We start from the raw sequence: 17138 nt of genomic DNA on the forward strand, positions 1-17138 counted from the left end.
TTTTAACTCATTAGGTGGTGGAGAATGTCGCTCTCCGAACCGTGGGTATCCTTGATCCGCACCGTGTATTTTGCGCCGGATCGCCCGAATTCGCAGATATAGAGGTCGCGGCCGTTGGCGTTGATCTCGACACGCACATCCTTGGCGTCCTGGAACGGAATGACATCGCCGGGCTGAAGCCTGCTGATGCTGTCCAGCGTCAGGCTCTGCAGCTTGATGCGCGCTTCGAGGCTCACTGTGGAACGGCGGACCTGCTGCTCAAGCTGTTCGCCCCACGCACCCTTCGCCTTGCGGCCCTGGCCGACGCCTTTGGGGAACACAACGGCCGTTTTCAGGAGGGTCTGCTGGGGTACGATGATCGAGAAGGTCGATAAAACCGGGCCGAGGCCCATCGTGACATTAATGCAGGCGGCATAGACATCAGCAACGTCGGGATCCGCAGCCGGCCGCTGGCTGGCATTGTACGGCCGGCCGGCCACCGGTTCGAAACCTCCAGCAACGCTGACCGCCGATTTCAGCACGTCCGCGATCTTCTCGAAGATCATCGTGGCAACATCGAGTTCGATGTTGGACAGCGACCGGGGCTTTGGTTCCTCGATGGTGTTCGCTGGCGCGCCGAGCAGGATTTCCATCAGCGTGATGATCACCGGGCTGTCGCAGCTGATGACGAAATCAGGGCACCAGTTGCGCAGCGACGTGTCGCACAGCGCAACGCCATTGCCGAGATTGGCGATCAGTTCGCTCTTCAGGCCGGTATCGAAGCCGGCATAACCGATCTCGATGTCGAGACCGGTCTCGTTCTGGAAAATGTCGGGCAGGAATTCGGCAAAGACATGGCCGAGATCGCTGCACAACTTGCTGATCGTCTTGGTATCGCCGAGCGCGCCGGTCATCCGGGCGAGCAGCTTGCGGTCGAAAGTGTACACGTTGTTCTCAGTCGCTGAGGTCATCGGATCAGGCCGCCTTGCTTTCGCCACCGCCACCGGGGTTCATCATTTCCTGCTCGACAGCGTCAATCGAAGGGCGCTCGTAAGCAGAGATGGTCTTGCGGCCGTATTCGAGCGCAACCTGGGGAACCGAGCCGTTCATATAGGCAAGCAGCGTCTGCTTGACGATGATGTAGAGGCGGTTCTGCTTGTCGCGGACGGCCTTGATGTTGGCGATGACCGGGCTTGCGATACAGTAGGACAGGAAGATGCCGAGCATGGTGCCCACGAGCGCTGCGGCGATCTTGCCGCCGAGGACTTCCGGCGATTCGGAGATGGCGCCCATGGCCTTGATGACGCCGAGAACGGCGGCGACGATGCCGATGGCCGGGAAGGCGTCGCTCATGGTCGTCAGTGCGTGATAGGGCTTCATCTTGTCATGAGTGATCGTGTTGATTTCCTCGTCCATCAGCGCCTCGATCTCGTGGGAGCGGGCATTGCCGATGATGATGAGGCGGACGTAGTCACAGATGAAGGCCGTCAGCTCCTTGTTCTTCAGGACAGTCGGGGCCGACTGGAAGATCGAGGATTCATCCGGATTGTCGATGTGGCTTTCGATCTCGTTGCGCGACTTGGTCCGCAGATCGCGCATCAGGCTGTACAGAACGCCCAGCGTGTCGAGATAATTGCGTTCCTTCGGAACCTTGTGAGTGAAGGCCTCGCCGAGTGCCTTGCCGGTATCTTTCAGCACCTTCATCGAGTTGGCCATAATGTAGCCACCGATGCCGGCGCCGCCGATGATGACAAGCTCGAAGGGCTGGTTCAGGACCTCCATATGGCCGCCCATGGCGATGAAGCCGCCGAGGATACAGCCCATAGTCAAGAGGAGCCCGATGATGATGTTCATTTCGATACCTGCCGCAATGGTGGATTTTCGACGGTATCGTTAGGCCGCCAGCCTTGCGTGAGGCTGGCTGTTGGCCACACTTGCGGGCGTTACGGGGAAACAGGTTCGCGCAAGCAACAGCCGTCAGTTTCCGCTCATTCGGCGCGCATCGCGTCATTTCTTATGGATGAACGGGGAAACGTCGTGACGACGACTTACACCAGCTACCAGATGATTGCAGGCAATCTCTCCAAATCGCTGGAGCGCGTGACCGAACAGCCGGATGTTGCCCGCGAGACCGAATATTATCTGGCCAATATCGGCAATGTCAAAACCATCGACGACTTCTTCGCCGATACGCGGCTTTATAATTACGCCATCAAGGCACATGGCCTTGAAGACATGGGTTACGCCAAGGCGTTCATGCGTAAGGTGCTCACCGAAGGTGTCGACAAGGACGATAGCTTTGCCAAGCAGCTGACCGACAGCCGCTATTCGGATCTGGTGGAGTCGCTGAACTTCGCCCGCAACGGAACGGCAGCCACATCCTTCGACAAAGCCCAGAAAGGCGTGGCCGACAAGTATGCGCGCCAGACGCTGGAACAGACGGCAGGCGAAGACAATGCCGGCGTTCGCCTGGCACTCTATTTCGAGCGCACGGCGCCGACCGTCACCAGCGCCTTCGGATTGCTGGCCGATGATGCTTTGGCACAGGTCGCCCGCACCTTGCTGCAAATGCCGGACGAGTTTGCTGCTGCCGATATCGACAAGCAGGCTGCGGCGATCGAAAAGGCAATCGACATCAAGGACCTCAAGGATCCGGCCAAGCTGTCGAAAATGCTCGAACGGTTCACCGCTCTTTGGGAGCTCAATAATTCTTCGGACCCTTATGATCCGCTTGCCGTCTTCGGCTCATCCAGCGGCTATGGCATTTCCTCCGATCTCCTCCTTTCCATCAATACGCTGAAACTCGGGGGACGCTGAGATGCAAACCGGTATGTATGTTGCTGTCTCTTCGCAGATGGCGCTTGAAAAACGCATGAATACGCTCGCTGACAACGTCGCCAATTCGAGCACGGTCGGCTTCCGGGCGACTGAGGTGAAATTCAACCAGGTGCTTGGCGATACGAAGCCGACGAAAGTTTCCTTCGTCTCCGAAGGCAAGGAATTTCTCAACACCAACAATGGCGGTTTGACCCAGACCGGCAACCAGCTGGATTTCGCAATCAAGGGCGATGCCTGGTTCCAGATCGAGACGCCAGGCGGCGGCCAAGCGCTGACGCGTGACGGCCGCTTTACCATGACGGAAACGGGCGATCTGGTCACGCTGCGCGGGTACCCAGTGCTTGACGCTGGCGGTGCGCCGATCCAGCTCAATTCGCAAGCCAGTGAAATCAAGGTCGGCGCCGATGGCTCTATCCAGCAGGATGGGACGCAGGTTGCCGCACTCGGGCTCTACGAAGCCAACTTTGCAAACGGTTTTTCACGCCATGATAACAGCGCCGTCATCCCCAACTCTACTCCGGAACCGGTCGTCGATCGTTTCGATGTCGGCGTGATGCAAGGTTATGTCGAGGAATCCAACGTCAATCCGGTTCAGGAAATGTCGCAGCTGATCATGGTGTCGCGCGCCTTCGAGAACATCTCGGCTTTGATGCGCGACAGCGAAACGTCGATGAGCGAAGCGATCAAGACGCTCGGCGGCAGCAAATAGTATTTTTTATTTTCGATAGGACCAAAGCCACGCCCCGCCGCTTTTTTCCGGCATTGCGGGCAGACGGCAGGAACCGGCATGCAGAACGACAAAATCCAGATCAGCAATTCGTCGACGTCGCTCGCAGCACTTGGTGGCCTCGTCGGACGCTACTCCAATCCGGAATTCTCGATCGCACCCGGCGGCCATGTTCAGTCGATTTCGGCGGGATACTATACTGTGTCCGGCCTTTCCCGGCATGTCCGGCTTGGTGACTTTGTCGCGCATAAGAGCGCGACTGGCGTTCATCTTGGCGAAGTCGTCAAGGTTGAGCAGGAAACGGTGGTTGTCTGCCCGATCGAACCGGGCGATCCCATCGGTATTCATGACACCGTGATCCGCAAGGGTGCCTTCCGGATTGCGCCGACGGAATCCTGGTGCGGCCGCACGATCAATTCGCTGGGCGAACCCATCGATGGCCTCGGCTCCCTGCTTCAGGGCGATATCCGCCGCCCGATCTCCAATACCGCGCCGCCATCGATGACCCGCAAGCGCGTCGAGCATGGTTTCCGCACCGGCGTGCGCGCGATCGATATTTTTTCGCCGCTCTGCCTTGGCCAGCGCCTTGGTGTCTTCGCTGGCTCCGGCGTCGGCAAGTCGACGCTGCTGTCGATGCTGGCCCGCGCTGACGCCTTTGACAAGGTCGTCATTGCGCTGGTCGGCGAACGTGGCCGTGAAGTGCGTGAATTCATTGAGGATACGCTCGGCGAAAACCTGTCCAAGTCGGTTGCCGTGGTCGCGACCAGCGACGAAAGCCCAATGCTGCGCAAGATGGCGCCGCTGACGGCGGTGACCATTGCCGAACATTACCGCGATCAGGGCGACAACGTTCTTCTGATCGTCGACAGTGTCACCCGTTTTGCCCATGCCATCCGCGAAGTTGCCACCGCATCGGGCGAGCCGCCGATCGCGCGCGGATACCCGGCCTCGGTATTCACCGAGTTGCCGCGGTTGCTGGAACGCGCAGGCCCTGGTGCAGAAGGGGCAGGAACGATCACCGCGATCATTTCCATCCTCGTCGATGGCGACAATCACAACGACCCGATCGCCGACTCGACCCGCGGTATTCTCGACGGGCACATCGTCATGGACCGCAGCCTTGCCGAGGAAGGCCGCTATCCGCCGGTCAATCCATTGGCGTCGGTTTCGCGTCTGGCGCGCAAAGCCTGGACGCCGGATCAGGAAAAGCTTGTCGGGCGCCTGAAGTCGCTTATCCACCGCTTCGAGGAGACGCGCGACCTGAGACTGATCGGTGGTTACCGGCCGGGCAGTGACCCGGATCTGGACATGGCGATCAAGCAGGTTCCCGTCATCTACGACATTTTGAAACAGACACCCGGCGAGCGGCCGGCCTTTGACGCGTTCACCGACCTTGCCAATGCGCTGAAGGCGGCAGCCAACGTCGGTCAGGCCGGAAACATGCGGAGGGGATAAGCATGACTGATTATGACGCAGATGAAGTCGTCCCGCAGCGCAAGCGCGGCGAACGCACCCCCATGATCGACAAGGCGCTGGGGGCAACAGGCGTGGCTCTTGCAGCGATCGCTACATTTTTCCCCTGGTATGCCTTTCTGCATCAGGACAAATTCTCGATGCCGACGCTCTGGCAAGGCAACACGCGTGACGTGCCCGGCCGCGAAGGCGCTGGCGGCTCCGCATCGCCAACGGCCATGATGGAGCGCGATACGGCGACGCAGTCGGCTATCGACCAGCTGACGACGGCCACGGTTCCCAATGCCGACGGAGCCAAAAAGTCCGGCGTCCAGGAAGATCTCGAACAACCGTTTCCCTCCGCTACAGGCTTCAAGCTGATGCATGTCGCCAACGGCCGCGCGCTGATCGAAGACAGCAGCGGCATGTATATCGTCCGGATCGGCTCCGCTCTTCCCGACAACAGCCGCCTGGCAACGCTGGAACAGCGCGACGGGCGCTGGGTTATGATCACCTCAAAGGGTGATATCTATCAAGCTGACTGATCTGACGATCAGGCTCGGCGATCCGGCGACCTTTGATCGTCGAACATAATCCGTGTTTTCCGGCCTTTTGGCCGGAAATGGGCAAGGCCTTTAATCAAGGCCCTTAATACGGAATGGCCCTGTTGCCGCCGGCTTTTCTGGCCGTACGGCCAAATTGCAGTGCCAAAAAGCATCACTTCGCAATGGCCCTATGTGCCGCATTTCCGATACGCCATCCACTTCAGTCCCACGCAAGATTGCATGCCTAGGTTCTCCAGCAACAAGCATGGAGTCGCATGATGCAACCTATACAGCTTTTCGATCTCGCGTCCCGGCAGGCGCAATGGCTGGCAGTCCGCCAGAATGTCGTCGCCGGTAACATCGCCAACGCCAACACGCCGCATTATGCAGCCAAGGACATCAAGCCGTTCGAAAGCGTGATGCAGCAAACCGGCTTCCAGATGGCATCCACCAATCCAGCGCACTTTACTGATGGCAGCAGCGCCGCGCAGGTGACGGAAACCAGCATGCTGGGCGACGCCGAGGTCCAGCAATCGGGCAACAGCGTCCGGCTGGAGAAGGAATTGATGAAGACCGGTGAAATCAAGCGCGACTACGAGCTCAATGCCGGGCTCGTAAAGGCGTTTCATCGGATGATGCTCATGACGGTACGGAAATAACGGCCATGGATCCTCTGGTTTCAGCTCTCAAGGTTTCGGCCTCCGGTCTCGAAGCGGAATCGACGCGCCTGCGCATCGTTTCGGAAAATATTGCCAACGCGCGGTCCAGCGGCGATGCGCCGGGCATGGACCCGTATCGCCGCAAGACAGTCAGCTTCGCTGCGGAAATCGACCGCGCCAGCGGTGCTTCTACCGTCGAGGTTCAGCGTTTGGGAACGGACGATTCCGACTTCTCCGTTGAATTCGATCCGGGCAACCCTGCGGCCGATGACAAGGGCATGGTCAAGATGCCGAACGTCAACGTGCTGATCGAAATGGCCGACATGCGGGAAGCAAACCGTTCCTACGAGGCCAACCTCCAGACCACGAAGCAGGCACGTGACCTGATCTCCGCAACAATCGACCTTCTCAGGGCATCGCAATAATGATCGACGCAATCAAAACCATCAGCGCGGCAATTTCGACCGTCAAGGACGCCACCTCCACATCGAGTGCCTCGTCCGCCCAGAGCATTCTCGGCGGCGCGGCCTCAGCCGGCAAGACGCAGAGCTTTGCCGAAGTCATGGGCAATATGGCGACAGAGATGACCAACGGCCTGAGGCAGTCGGAAGTCAACTCGATCCAGGGCATCCGTGGCGAAGCCAATACCCGCGAAGTCATCGATTCCGTCATGAATGCCGAGCAGTCGCTGCAAACCGCCATCGCCATCCGGGACAAGGTCGTCAGTGCCTATCTCGAAATCGCACGCATGCCGATCTAAAGGAAAAATGTAATGAAGGCTCTCTCGATCGCCGCGACAGGCATGAACGCCCAGCAGCTGAACCTGGAAGTGATCGCGAACAATATCGCGAACATCAATACCACCGGCTACAAGCGCGCGCGCGCCGAGTTCTCCGACCTTCTCTACCAGACCGAGCGCGCCCAGGGCGTGCCGAACCGCGCCAATCAGGCGATCGTTCCGGAAGGTGCCATTATCGGTCTCGGCGTTCAGACGTCTGCTGTGCGCAACCTGCATCTGCAGGGCAGCCTGATCAGCACGGGCAACAACCTGGATATGGCACTGGTTGGGCGCGGCTGGTTCCAGATCGAGACACCGGATGGCGAGACAGCGTACACGCGCGCCGGTGCCTTCAATACCAATGCCGATGGTCAGCTCGTGACTATCGATGGCTACACGGTTGTGCCGGGAATTACCGTGCCGCCGAACGCCAGCGAGATCACCGTCAGCGCCTCGGGCGAAGTCTCGGTCCGGGTCGGTAACGACACTATTCCGACTGTCCTTGGCCAGCTGACGATTGCAAATTTCGTGAACGAAGCGGGTCTTGAGCCGCAGGGTGACAACCTTTTCAAGCAGACGCCAGCGTCGGGTGAGGCCGTGATCGGTACTCCGGCCGATCCGGGTTACGCACAGATCAAGCAGAAATACCTCGAAGCGTCGAACGTCGATCCGGTCAAGGAAATCACCGACCTGATCTCCGCTCAGCGCGCCTATGAAATGAATTCCAAGATCATCCAGGCCGCCGACGAAATGGCTGCGACGGTCAGCAAGAACCTGAGATAAAAGAGGGATTGGCAAACATGACGTTTCGCCGGACTGCCAATGTGTCGCTATTGAAAGCTGCCGCCACCCGCGAAGGTTTCCTTCTGCGGGCGCTGGCCATCACTGGGGCCATGTGTGCCGGGCTCATGTCCTCGCAACCTGCTCTGGCCGAAAAGCGCATGGCGGTTATTCCGACCCAGACGATCTATCCGGGCGAAATCATCGACGCCCATCGTCTTGAAGAGGTCGAGGTGACCAATCCAGCCCTGTCCGGTGACTATGCGGTCTCGGCGGAACAGGTGACTGGCAAGGTGACCAGCCGCACCCTGCTTCAGGGGCGCGTCATTCTGGTGTCGGCATTGCGCGACCCCTATGCGGTCGAGCGTGGCAAGGCGGTCCGGATCGTCTTTAACAACGGCCCCCTGACGATCACAGCCGGCGGCTCACCGCTGGAGAATGCCGTCGTCGGCGATCTGATCCGGGTGCGCAATACCGATTCCGGCATCATCGTCTCCGGCACGGTGATGGACGACGGTACAATTCACGTGGTGGCAAAATGATTTTTCGTTTCGGCAAATGGTGCCTGGCAATCGCTGCCGTTCTTTCGATGACGATCGCGCCGGCGCATGCTGCGTCACGCATCAAGGACATCGCCTCGCTGCAGGCGGGCCGTGAAAACCAGCTGATCGGTTATGGTCTGGTGGTCGGGCTTCAGGGAACCGGCGACAGCCTGCGTTCCGCCCCGTTCACCGCGCAATCCCTGCGCGCCATGCTGCAGAATCTCGGTATTTCGACGCAGGACAACGAATCCCGTTCGAAGAACATCGCCGCCGTCCTCGTCACGGCCAATCTGCCACCCTTCGCCAGCCCCGGCAGCCGCATCGACGTGACGGTCGGATCGCTTGGCGATTCCACTTCACTGCGTGGCGGCACGCTGGTCATGACCTCGCTTTCCGGCGCCGACGGACAGATCTATGCGGTCGCGCAGGGGTCGGTCGTCGTCACCGGCTTCAGCGCACAGGGTGATGCTGCATCCATAACGCAGGGGATCACCACATCCGGACGCGTTCCGAACGGTGCGATCATCGAGCGCGAACTGCCGGCCAAATTCAAGGATGGGTTCAATCTCGTTCTGCAGTTGAGAAACCCGGACTTTTCGACGGCGGTCGGCATGGCTGCGGCCATCAACCGCTACGGCAAGACCCAGTTCGGCGGCAGCATCGCCGAGGCTAGGGACTCCCAGGCTGTTGTCATCGACAAACCCAAAATGGCCGATCTTTCCCGCCTGATGGCCGATATCGAAAATCTCGTCGTCGAGACCGACGTGCCCGCGCGCGTGGTCATCAATGAACGAACCGGCACGATCGTTATCGGGCAGGACGTGCGGATCAACCAGGTCGCCGTCAGTTATGGAACATTGACGGTTCAGGTAACCGAAACACCGACTGTCGTGCAGCCGGAACCGTTCTCGCGCGGCCGTACCGAAATCGAGCCGAATACGACAATTCAGGCGTCCGAAGAGGGCGGTACTGTTGCCATCCTCAATGGTTCTAATCTGCGCGCGCTGGTGTCCGGCCTGAATAGTATCGGGGTGAAACCGGACGGTATCATTTCCATTCTTCAGGGTATCAAGACAGCCGGTGCCCTTCAGGCGGAGCTTGTCTTGCAATGATGACACATCGTCTCACCAGCGTTTCGGCCGGCCTGCGCCGCCGTTTGATGTTGATCGCCGCCGGCTGCACCATGCTGGCCATTCCCGGCGCCTTTGCGCAGGAGGTTGCCGCTCCGGCGGTGGCCATTCCGGCCAATGGCAACGAGATCCAGCAGTTCTGTACCAATATCGCAGATGCTGCACGCGACCAGCGTTATCTGCTGCAGAAGAAAGAACTCGAGAAGCTGCAGTTCGATATCGACGAACGCATCGCGACGCTCGAAAAGCGGCGCTCCGAGTACGAAGACTGGTTGAAGCGCCGCAACGATTTTCTCAAACAGGCCCAGATCGGCCTGGTGGGAATCTACAAGACGATGAAGCCGGATGCTGCGGCCAGCAAGCTGGAGCTTGTCAATCCCGGCGTCGCAGCGGCAATCCTCATGCAGCTTCCGCCGCGCATGTCGAGCTTGATCCTCAGCGAAATGAGCAATGAGAAGGCAGCGGTTGTCACCAACGTCATTTCTAGCGCCACAGACCCGGACACATCGAAGGAACCGTCATGAGATATCCGATTTCGGTTCTTCTCGCCGCCAGCCTGCTGTCGGGTTGCCAGAACCAAGCGCTCAGCGAGATCGGCAGGGCCCCGGCCATGAGCCCGATCGGCAGCGGGCTGCAATATGCCCAGACCCCGCAGATGGCGATGTATCCGAAGGAGCCGCGCCAGGTCATGAACGGCTATTCGCTCTGGAGCGACAATCAGTCGGCCCTGTTCAAGGACGCCCGCGCACTCAAGGTCGGCGATATCCTGACTGTCGATATCCGTATCGACGACAAGGCATCGTTCGACAACAAGACGGATCGAAGCCGCACCAATGACAGTGGCTTCAAAATCGGCGCCAATGGCAAATCCCAAACAAGCGACTTTGGTTGGAATGGCGGGCTCGACTACGGCTCGAATACAAAATCCAAGGGCGAGGGCACGACAGAGCGTTCCGAAAAGCTTGTCTTGCTCGTTGCTGCCGTCGTTACCGGCGTGCTCGAAAACGGCAACTTGCTGATCAGCGGCTCCCAGGAAGTCCGGGTGAACCATGAAATCCGCATTCTCAATGTCGCGGGTATCGTCAGGCCCTATGACGTTGATGCGAAGAACATGATTTCCTACGAGAAGATCGCCGAGGCACGTATCTCCTACGGTGGACGCGGCCGGTTGACCGAAGTCCAGCAGCCGCCATGGGGCCAGCAGGTCATGGACATCGTTTCGCCGATCTGACGGCCCGACAGTGCTGCGCGAGTGGCCAACTCTTGATGGATTTTGAAGATGGAAGATGCCGATCTCGCCAATACCGGCCCGAAAAAGTCATCGCCGGTCATCATGATCGCAGCGCTCGCGGTCCTGACATTGATCGCAGGCGGTGGTGGCTGGCTGGTCGGCGGCATGCTCGCGCCCAAACCGCTCAGCTCCGAGGAAGCCAAGATCGTCGAGGAAGCCAAGGCCGCAGTCGCCTTGAAAGCCGCAGGTCAGAAGCCTGAAGGGGAAGCCGGGAAGAAGGACGAGGGGTTGCCGAAAATCGCAACCGAGGCCAATGGTGTCGTCCAGCTTGATGCCATCACCACCAACCTTGCCTATCCGACCGAAAACTGGATCCGGCTTGAAGTGGCTCTTCTTTTCAAGGGCGCTCCCGATGTGGCGATGGCCGAGCAGATCCATCAGGACATCGCCGCCTATCTCAAAACGGTGTCGTTACAGCAGATCCAGGGACCACGCGGATTTCAGTATCTCAAGGATGACATCGAAGAACGGGTTGACCTTCGCTCCGAAGGGCGCGTAACGAATGTTATCTTCAGGACATTCGTTATTCAATGAGTCGCTCATGATCCGGACTATCGCATTCATAGCCGCCATGTTGGCGATGTCGGGTATCGCGGGAGCGCAAGGCTTTCCCGCCGACATCCTCAATACGCCCATCGACGGCTCGGTCGCATCCTGGATCATCCGCACCTTCGGCCTTTTGACCGTCCTGTCGGTCGCCCCCGGCATTCTGATCATGGTGACGAGCTTTCCGCGCTTCGTCATCGCGTTCGCGATCCTGCGTACCGGCATGGGGCTCGCGACGACGCCGTCCAATATGATCATGGTCAGCCTCGCGTTGTTCATGACCTTCTACGTCATGGCACCGACCTTCGATCGGGCCTGGCAGAACGGCGTCAATCCACTCTTGCAGAACCAGATCAACGAAACGGAGGCGATGACGCGTATCGCTGAACCGTTCCGGGAGTTCATGCTCGCCAATACACGCGATAAGGACTTGCAGCTGTTCATCGACATCGCGCAGGAGAAGGGCCAGACTGTCGTCGTCGGCGACAGGGTCGATCTGCGTGCTGTCGTACCGGCCTTCATGATTTCGGAAATCAGGCGCGGGTTCGAAATCGGCTTCCTGATCATGCTGCCCTTTCTGGTGATCGACTTGATCGTCGCCACCATCACCATGGCGATGGGTATGATGATGCTGCCGCCCACATCCATTTCGCTGCCGTTCAAGATCCTCTTCTTCGTCCTCATCGATGGCTGGAACCTGTTGGTCGGCAGCCTGGTGCGATCTTTCAACTGATCTAGCCGTCGTGGTTAACGTTCCGTCTCTTTTCCGAGGCGAGTGTATCTCCTCGAAAATTATCAAGCATTTGAATTATAAGTATAATTATTGATGGACCGCGATCCTGGTCGCTTGTCCCATCGAGCGATGCCGTATGCTATTCCGCATCGCATTTAAACATATCGCAACGTTTGCCTGCGACATTACCCTCACATAACGGATTTGGATTTCCTGACCAACAGGAACCGAGTGGCATGATGCCGAGCCGTTATCACCGGTAAGTATTTTAGTCCGGTATGTCCCCAATCTTGTATTTTGTATCTAGAGGGACAACCCCAATGACAAGCATCCTGACAAACTCTTCTGCAATGACAGCACTCTCGACGCTGCGCTCCATCAGCTCCGACATGGAAACGACCCAGGGTCGTATTTCGTCCGGCCTGAAGGTTGGCACCGCTGCCGACAACGCTGCCTATTGGTCGATCGCAACGACCATGAAGTCGGACAACAAGGCTCTTTCCACGGTTCAGGACGCTCTCGGTCTCGGCGCTGCCAAGACGGACACAGCCTATACCGGTTTGAACGCAGCTATCGACGTCGTTTCCGAAATCAAGGCTAAGCTGGTTGCTGCCCGCGAGCCTGGTGTTGACAAGCTGAAGATCGACAAGGAACTGACCGAGCTCAAGAACCAGCTGGTTTCGACGGCACAGTCGGCTTCCTTCTCCGGCGAAAACTGGCTCTACAACGACACAACCACTGCCCTGGGCACCAAGGAGATGGTTGGTTCGTTCACGCGTGACGCTTCCGGTAACGTTGCGGTTGGCGTTCTGAAATTCGATGCTTCGACATCGGTTCTGATCGACACCAAGGACGCCACCAAGGGTCAGCTGACCAAGGACATCACGGTTAGCCAGCCGAGCGGCTCAACAACGGCCAACGCCAGCTACCGCCTGGTCAGTGCTGGTGGCAGCGGTGCGACGGGCACCCTGATCGCACTGACAGCGTCGACCAGCGACGACAACATCGAGGGCATGATCAGCGCCGTCGACAAGATGTTGACGAGCCTGACGGACTCGGCTGCAACGCTTGGTGCGACCAACAAGCGCATCTCGATGCAGGACGACTTCATGGCCGACCTGATGGACGTGATCGACAAGGGTGTCGGCCGTCTCGTCGATGCCGATATGAACGAAGAGTCGACCCGCCTCAAGGCCCTGCAGACACAGCAGCAGCTCGGCATCCAGGCTCTCTCGATCGCCAACTCGGACTCGCAGAACATTCTGTCGCTGTTCCGTTAATCGAAAACGGCGCGGGCCGGCCATCCCCCCCAAACGGCCGCTACCGCGACCTATCGAAAACCGCATCTCGCAAGAGGTGCGGTTTTTTCTTTGTCTTTGAAAAAGCTTTCGGGCCTTAGGTCTTCTTTAACTATGTTGGTGTTTTCTATGGTCATCGAAACAGCGGGTTAACCAAGAAAATTAACGCGTTAACAGGCATGAAGCTGGCTGCTGTTTCCCGGTACCGACCGGAATGTCCCTTCCATTTCATCTGTTCAAAAGGGGCAGTATTACCATGACAAGCATTCTCACCAATTCGGCTGCAATGGCAGCACTCTCGACCCTGCGTTCGATCAGCTCCGGCATGGAAACGACGCAAGGCCGCGTCTCCTCCGGCCTGCGCGTCGAAACCGCAGCGGACAACGCCGCCTACTGGTCGATCGCAACGACCATGAAGTCGGACAACAAGGCTCTTGGCACGGTTCAGGACGCTCTCGGTCTCGGCGCTGCCAAGACAGACACTGCCTATACCGGTCTGAACGCAGCCATCGACGTCGTTTCCGAAATCAAGGCCAAGCTGGTTGCTGCCCGCGAGCCTGGTGTTGACAAGCTGAAGATCGACAAGGAACTGACGGAACTCAAGAACCAGCTGGTTTCAACGGCCCAGTCGGCTTCCTTCTCTGGCGAAAACTGGCTCTACAACGACACGGCCACCGCCCTCGGCACCAAGGAGATGGTTGGTTCGTTCACGCGTGACTCTTCCGGCAACGTGGCGGTTGGCGTTCTGAAATTTGATGCATCGACATCGGTTCTGATCGACACCAAGACTGCCTCGAACGGCCAGCTGACCAAGGACATCACGGTTAGCCAGCCGAGCGGCTCAACAACGGCCAACGCCACCTACCGCTTGATCGCCACGGCTGGCTCGACCGGCGCGACGGGCACGCAAATCGCACTGACAGCGTCGACCAGCGACGACAACATCGAAGGCATGATCAGTGCCGTCGACAAGATGCTGACGAACCTGACGGACTCGGCTGCAACGCTCGGTGCGACCAACAAGCGCATCTCGATGCAGGACGACTTCATGGCCGACCTGATGGACGTGATCGACAAGGGTGTCGGCCGTCTCGTCGACGCCGACATGAACGAAGAGTCGACCCGCCTCAAGGCCCTGCAGACACAGCAGCAGCTTGGCATCCAGTCGCTCTCGATTGCCAACTCCAACTCGGAACAGATCCTCTCGCTCTTCCGTTAATCGAAGAACGGCGCGGGCCGGCCATCCCCCCAAACGGCCGCTACCGCGACCTATCGGAAACCGCATCTCGCAAGAGGTGCGGTTTTTTCTTTGTCTTTGAAAAAGCTTTCAGATTTTAGGTTTTCTTTAACTATGTTGGTGTTTTCTATGGTCATCGAAACAGCGGGTTAACCAAGAAAATTAACGCGTTGACAGGCATGAAGCTGGCCGCTGTTTCCCGGTACCGACCGGAATGTCCCTTCCATTTCATCTGTTCAAAAGGGGCAGTTTTACCATGACAAGCATTCTCACCAATTCGGCTGCGATGGCAGCACTCTCGACCCTGCGTTCGATCAACTCCGGGATGGAAACGACGCAGGGCCGCGTCTCCTCCGGCCTGCGCGTCGAAACCGCCGCAGACAACGCTGCTTACTGGTCGATCGCAACGACCATGAAGTCGGACAACAAGGCTCTTGGCACGGTTCAGGATGCTCTCGGTCTCGGCGCTGCCAAGACAGACACAGCCTATACCGGTCTCAACGCAGCCATCGACGTCATCTCCGAAATCAAGGCCAAGCTGGTCGCTTCCCGCGAACCGGGCGTTGACAAGCTGAAGATCAACAAGGAACTGACCGAACTCAAGAACCAGCTGGCTTCGACAGCCCAGTCGGCTTCCTTCTCCGGCGAAAACTGGCTCTACAACGACTCGACGACGCCTCTTGCAACCAAGGAAATGGTCGGGTCGTTCACGCGTGACGCGTCCGGTAACGTTTCGGTCGGCGTTCTGAAATTCGATGCATCGACATCGGTTCTGATCGACACCAAGAATGCCGCCAAAGGCCTTCTGACGAAGGACTACGACGCCGACGGACTGCTTGCGGCACCGACCTCTACCGCTCAGAACTTCTTCCTGATCGATGCCAGCTCGACGACCGCTGCGACCGGTACTGAAATCAAACTGACTGCGTCGACCAGTGACGCCGACGTTGAAGCCATGATCCGCGTCGTCGACAAGATCCTGGGCGAAGCCACCGATGCTGCAGCAACGCTCGGCGCCACCAACACCCGCATCGACATGCAGGACGATTTCATGGCCGACCTGATGGGCGTGATCGACAAGGGTGTCGGCCGTCTGGTTGATGCGGACATGAACGAAGAATCGACCCGCCTTAAGGCTCTGCAGACACAGCAGCAGCTTGGCATCCAGTCGCTCTCGATCGCCAACTCCAACTCGGAACAGATCCTCTCGCTCTTCCGTTAATCGGAACAGACAAGACGATTGTGCTGGCGGACCGATTTCGTCATCGACGCAGCAGATATTCCGAAAACCGCGTCCCGCAAGGGGCGCGGTTTTTTCGTGATTGCCTGTTTGGCAATGCCGCCGTTAACGAAACAGCAATTGAAGTTTATTTTCGTTCACTTTGATTACTGACTTGCTAACGCGCTTAATGATTTGTTAACCATATGATTGTTAAGTGTTCGTTAAGAGCGATAGGCCGTCCTTGGGCTAAACATAGGGCGGTTTGCATGACGCTGGTCCCGTCGCTACCGGTTATCGATCCGGAATGTTCCGTTTAATTTCGAACTGGGGCAATGACCATGACCAGCATTTTGACCAATTCCGCCGCTATGGCGGCTCTCCAGACATTGCGTTCGATCAACTCGAACATGGAGGAAGTGCAGAATCGCATTTCGTCCGGCTACCGCGTCGAAACCGCAGCCGACAACGCCGCATACTGGTCGATCGCGACCACTATGCGCTCGGACAACGCCGCCCTCTCGACCGTTCAGGACGCACTCGGGCTGGGTGCCGCGAAGGTTGACACATCCTATGCCGGCATGAGTTCCTCCATCGAGGTCGTGTCCGAGATCAAGGCCAAGCTGGTCGCAGCGCGCGAACCGGGCGTGGACAAGACGAAGATCAACAAGGAACTGACCGAACTCAAGAACCAGCTGGCATCTGCGGCCGAATCCGCTTCGTTTTCGGGCGAGAACTGGCTGTACAATGACAGCGCGACGCCAGCGGGTACCAAGTCTATCGTGGCATCCTTCAACCGGTCGACGAACGGCACTGTTTCGGTCTCTACATTGGACTACAACACAGCCGCATCAATCCTGATCGATACCAAGAATGCTTCGCTCGGCCAGCTGACGAAGGCAGTTGCAGTTGCCCAGCCGAACGGTGCAACGGCCGCTACAACTGCCAACGCGACGTATCACCTGATTGCGGTCGCTGGTGGCACTGCACCTGCAGGCTCGGATCTTGTCGAGCTCACGTCCAGCACCAGCTACGATGATATCGAGGGCATGATCAAAGCCGTCGATGCGATCCTCAGCAACCTGACCGATTCCGCCTCGACACTGGGCGCTATTACCAGCCGCATCGACATGCAGGAAAATTTCGTCGCCAATCTGATGGATGTGATCGACAAGGGCGTCGGCCGCCTGGTGGATGCAGACATGAACGAGGAATCGACCCGGCTGAAGGCGCTGCAGACACAACAGCAACTCGGCATCCAGGCGCTCTCGATCGCCAATACCAACTCCGAAAACATCCTGCGCCTGTTCCAGCAATAAGCGCCAACACGCCGGACCGGCGGGCATGAAACCGGTTCGGGCATCCTTTCGCCGCCCCATTTCGC

General features: G+C 58.3%; 20 protein-coding genes. 18 read left to right on the forward strand and 2 right to left on the reverse strand.

Going from position 1 to position 17138, the window contains the following annotated elements; translation table 11 throughout:
* Positions 1–2: 2 nt before the first annotated feature.
* Both R6X40_RS15035 and motA read right to left on the reverse strand, forming a co-directional pair.
* Positions 3–950, reverse strand: a complete 948-nt coding sequence (locus R6X40_RS15035; protein WP_318414591.1) for a FliM/FliN family flagellar motor switch protein — start codon at positions 948–950, stop codon at positions 3–5.
* 4 nt (positions 951–954) lie between these two features.
* Positions 955–1833, reverse strand: a complete 879-nt coding sequence (motA, locus tag R6X40_RS15040; RefSeq protein ID WP_113312420.1) for a flagellar motor stator protein MotA — start codon at positions 1831–1833, stop codon at positions 955–957.
* 183 nt (positions 1834–2016) lie between these two features.
* Here motA and R6X40_RS15045 point away from each other — a divergent pair, with 183 nt between their 5' ends.
* The 18 genes from R6X40_RS15045 (at position 2017) to R6X40_RS15130 (ending at position 17073) form a co-directional block, all read left to right on the forward strand.
* The gene (locus tag R6X40_RS15045; protein WP_318414592.1) at positions 2017–2796 is read left to right on the forward strand and encodes a DUF1217 domain-containing protein; all 780 of its coding nucleotides are present in this window, start codon (positions 2017–2019) and stop codon (positions 2794–2796) included.
* Between the two features lies 1 nt (position 2797).
* Complete coding sequence (gene flgF, locus R6X40_RS15050) at positions 2798–3526, forward strand: flagellar basal-body rod protein FlgF (protein ID WP_318414593.1); 729 nt, start codon at positions 2798–2800, stop codon at positions 3524–3526.
* 78 nt (positions 3527–3604) lie between these two features.
* The gene (fliI, locus tag R6X40_RS15055; RefSeq protein WP_318414594.1) at positions 3605–4999 is read left to right on the forward strand and encodes a flagellar protein export ATPase FliI; all 1395 of its coding nucleotides are present in this window, start codon (positions 3605–3607) and stop codon (positions 4997–4999) included.
* Positions 4996–5541, forward strand: a complete 546-nt coding sequence (locus R6X40_RS15060; RefSeq protein WP_318414659.1) for a flagellar protein — start codon at positions 4996–4998, stop codon at positions 5539–5541. Before fliI ends, R6X40_RS15060 begins: the two co-directional genes overlap by 4 nt.
* A gap of 278 nt (positions 5542–5819) precedes the next feature.
* On the forward strand, positions 5820–6200 hold the full coding sequence (gene flgB / locus R6X40_RS15065) for a flagellar basal body rod protein FlgB (RefSeq protein WP_318414660.1): 381 nt from the start codon (positions 5820–5822) through the stop codon (positions 6198–6200).
* 5 nt (positions 6201–6205) lie between these two features.
* Positions 6206–6625, forward strand: coding sequence for a flagellar basal body rod protein FlgC (gene flgC, locus R6X40_RS15070; RefSeq protein ID WP_318414595.1), 420 nt, complete (start codon positions 6206–6208; stop codon positions 6623–6625).
* Positions 6625–6960, forward strand: coding sequence for a flagellar hook-basal body complex protein FliE (locus tag R6X40_RS15075; RefSeq protein ID WP_318414596.1), 336 nt, complete (start codon positions 6625–6627; stop codon positions 6958–6960). The genes flgC and R6X40_RS15075 overlap by 1 nt, the downstream gene beginning before the upstream one ends.
* 12 nt (positions 6961–6972) lie before the next feature.
* Complete coding sequence (gene flgG / locus R6X40_RS15080; protein WP_318414597.1) at positions 6973–7761, forward strand: flagellar basal-body rod protein FlgG; 789 nt, start codon at positions 6973–6975, stop codon at positions 7759–7761.
* A gap of 17 nt (positions 7762–7778) precedes the next feature.
* A complete protein-coding gene (gene flgA, locus R6X40_RS15085) occupies positions 7779–8300 on the forward strand; it encodes a flagellar basal body P-ring formation chaperone FlgA (protein ID WP_318414598.1) in 522 nt (173 codons plus the stop codon).
* A complete protein-coding gene (locus tag R6X40_RS15090) occupies positions 8297–9412 on the forward strand; it encodes a flagellar basal body P-ring protein FlgI (RefSeq protein ID WP_412178385.1) in 1116 nt (371 codons plus the stop codon). Before flgA ends, R6X40_RS15090 begins: the two co-directional genes overlap by 4 nt.
* A 47-nt stretch (positions 9413–9459) precedes the next feature.
* Complete coding sequence (locus R6X40_RS15095; RefSeq protein WP_318414662.1) at positions 9460–9954, forward strand: MotE family protein; 495 nt, start codon at positions 9460–9462, stop codon at positions 9952–9954.
* A complete protein-coding gene (gene flgH / locus R6X40_RS15100; RefSeq protein WP_318414599.1) occupies positions 9951–10661 on the forward strand; it encodes a flagellar basal body L-ring protein FlgH in 711 nt (236 codons plus the stop codon). The genes R6X40_RS15095 and flgH overlap by 4 nt, the downstream gene beginning before the upstream one ends.
* A 48-nt stretch (positions 10662–10709) precedes the next feature.
* Complete coding sequence (locus R6X40_RS15105; RefSeq protein ID WP_318414600.1) at positions 10710–11255, forward strand: flagellar basal body-associated FliL family protein; 546 nt, start codon at positions 10710–10712, stop codon at positions 11253–11255.
* Positions 11256–11262: 7 nt separating this feature from the next.
* A complete protein-coding gene (gene fliP / locus R6X40_RS15110) occupies positions 11263–12000 on the forward strand; it encodes a flagellar type III secretion system pore protein FliP (RefSeq protein ID WP_060636016.1) in 738 nt (245 codons plus the stop codon).
* Positions 12001–12320: 320 nt separating this feature from the next.
* Positions 12321–13280, forward strand: a complete 960-nt coding sequence (locus tag R6X40_RS15115) for a flagellin (protein WP_318414601.1) — start codon at positions 12321–12323, stop codon at positions 13278–13280.
* A gap of 274 nt (positions 13281–13554) precedes the next feature.
* Positions 13555–14517 (forward strand): flagellin, encoded by a 963-nt coding sequence (locus R6X40_RS15120; RefSeq protein ID WP_318414602.1) that lies wholly within the window; start codon positions 13555–13557, stop codon positions 14515–14517.
* 274 nt (positions 14518–14791) lie between these two features.
* Positions 14792–15757 (forward strand): flagellin, encoded by a 966-nt coding sequence (locus tag R6X40_RS15125; protein WP_318414603.1) that lies wholly within the window; start codon positions 14792–14794, stop codon positions 15755–15757.
* A 338-nt stretch (positions 15758–16095) separates the two neighbouring features.
* A complete protein-coding gene (locus R6X40_RS15130; protein ID WP_318414604.1) occupies positions 16096–17073 on the forward strand; it encodes a flagellin in 978 nt (325 codons plus the stop codon).
* The last annotated feature ends 65 nt before the right edge of the window (positions 17074–17138 follow it).

It is taken from the genome of Rhizobium sp. PL01, assembly GCF_033447125.1.
Taxonomy (GTDB): domain Bacteria; phylum Pseudomonadota; class Alphaproteobacteria; order Rhizobiales; family Rhizobiaceae; genus Pararhizobium.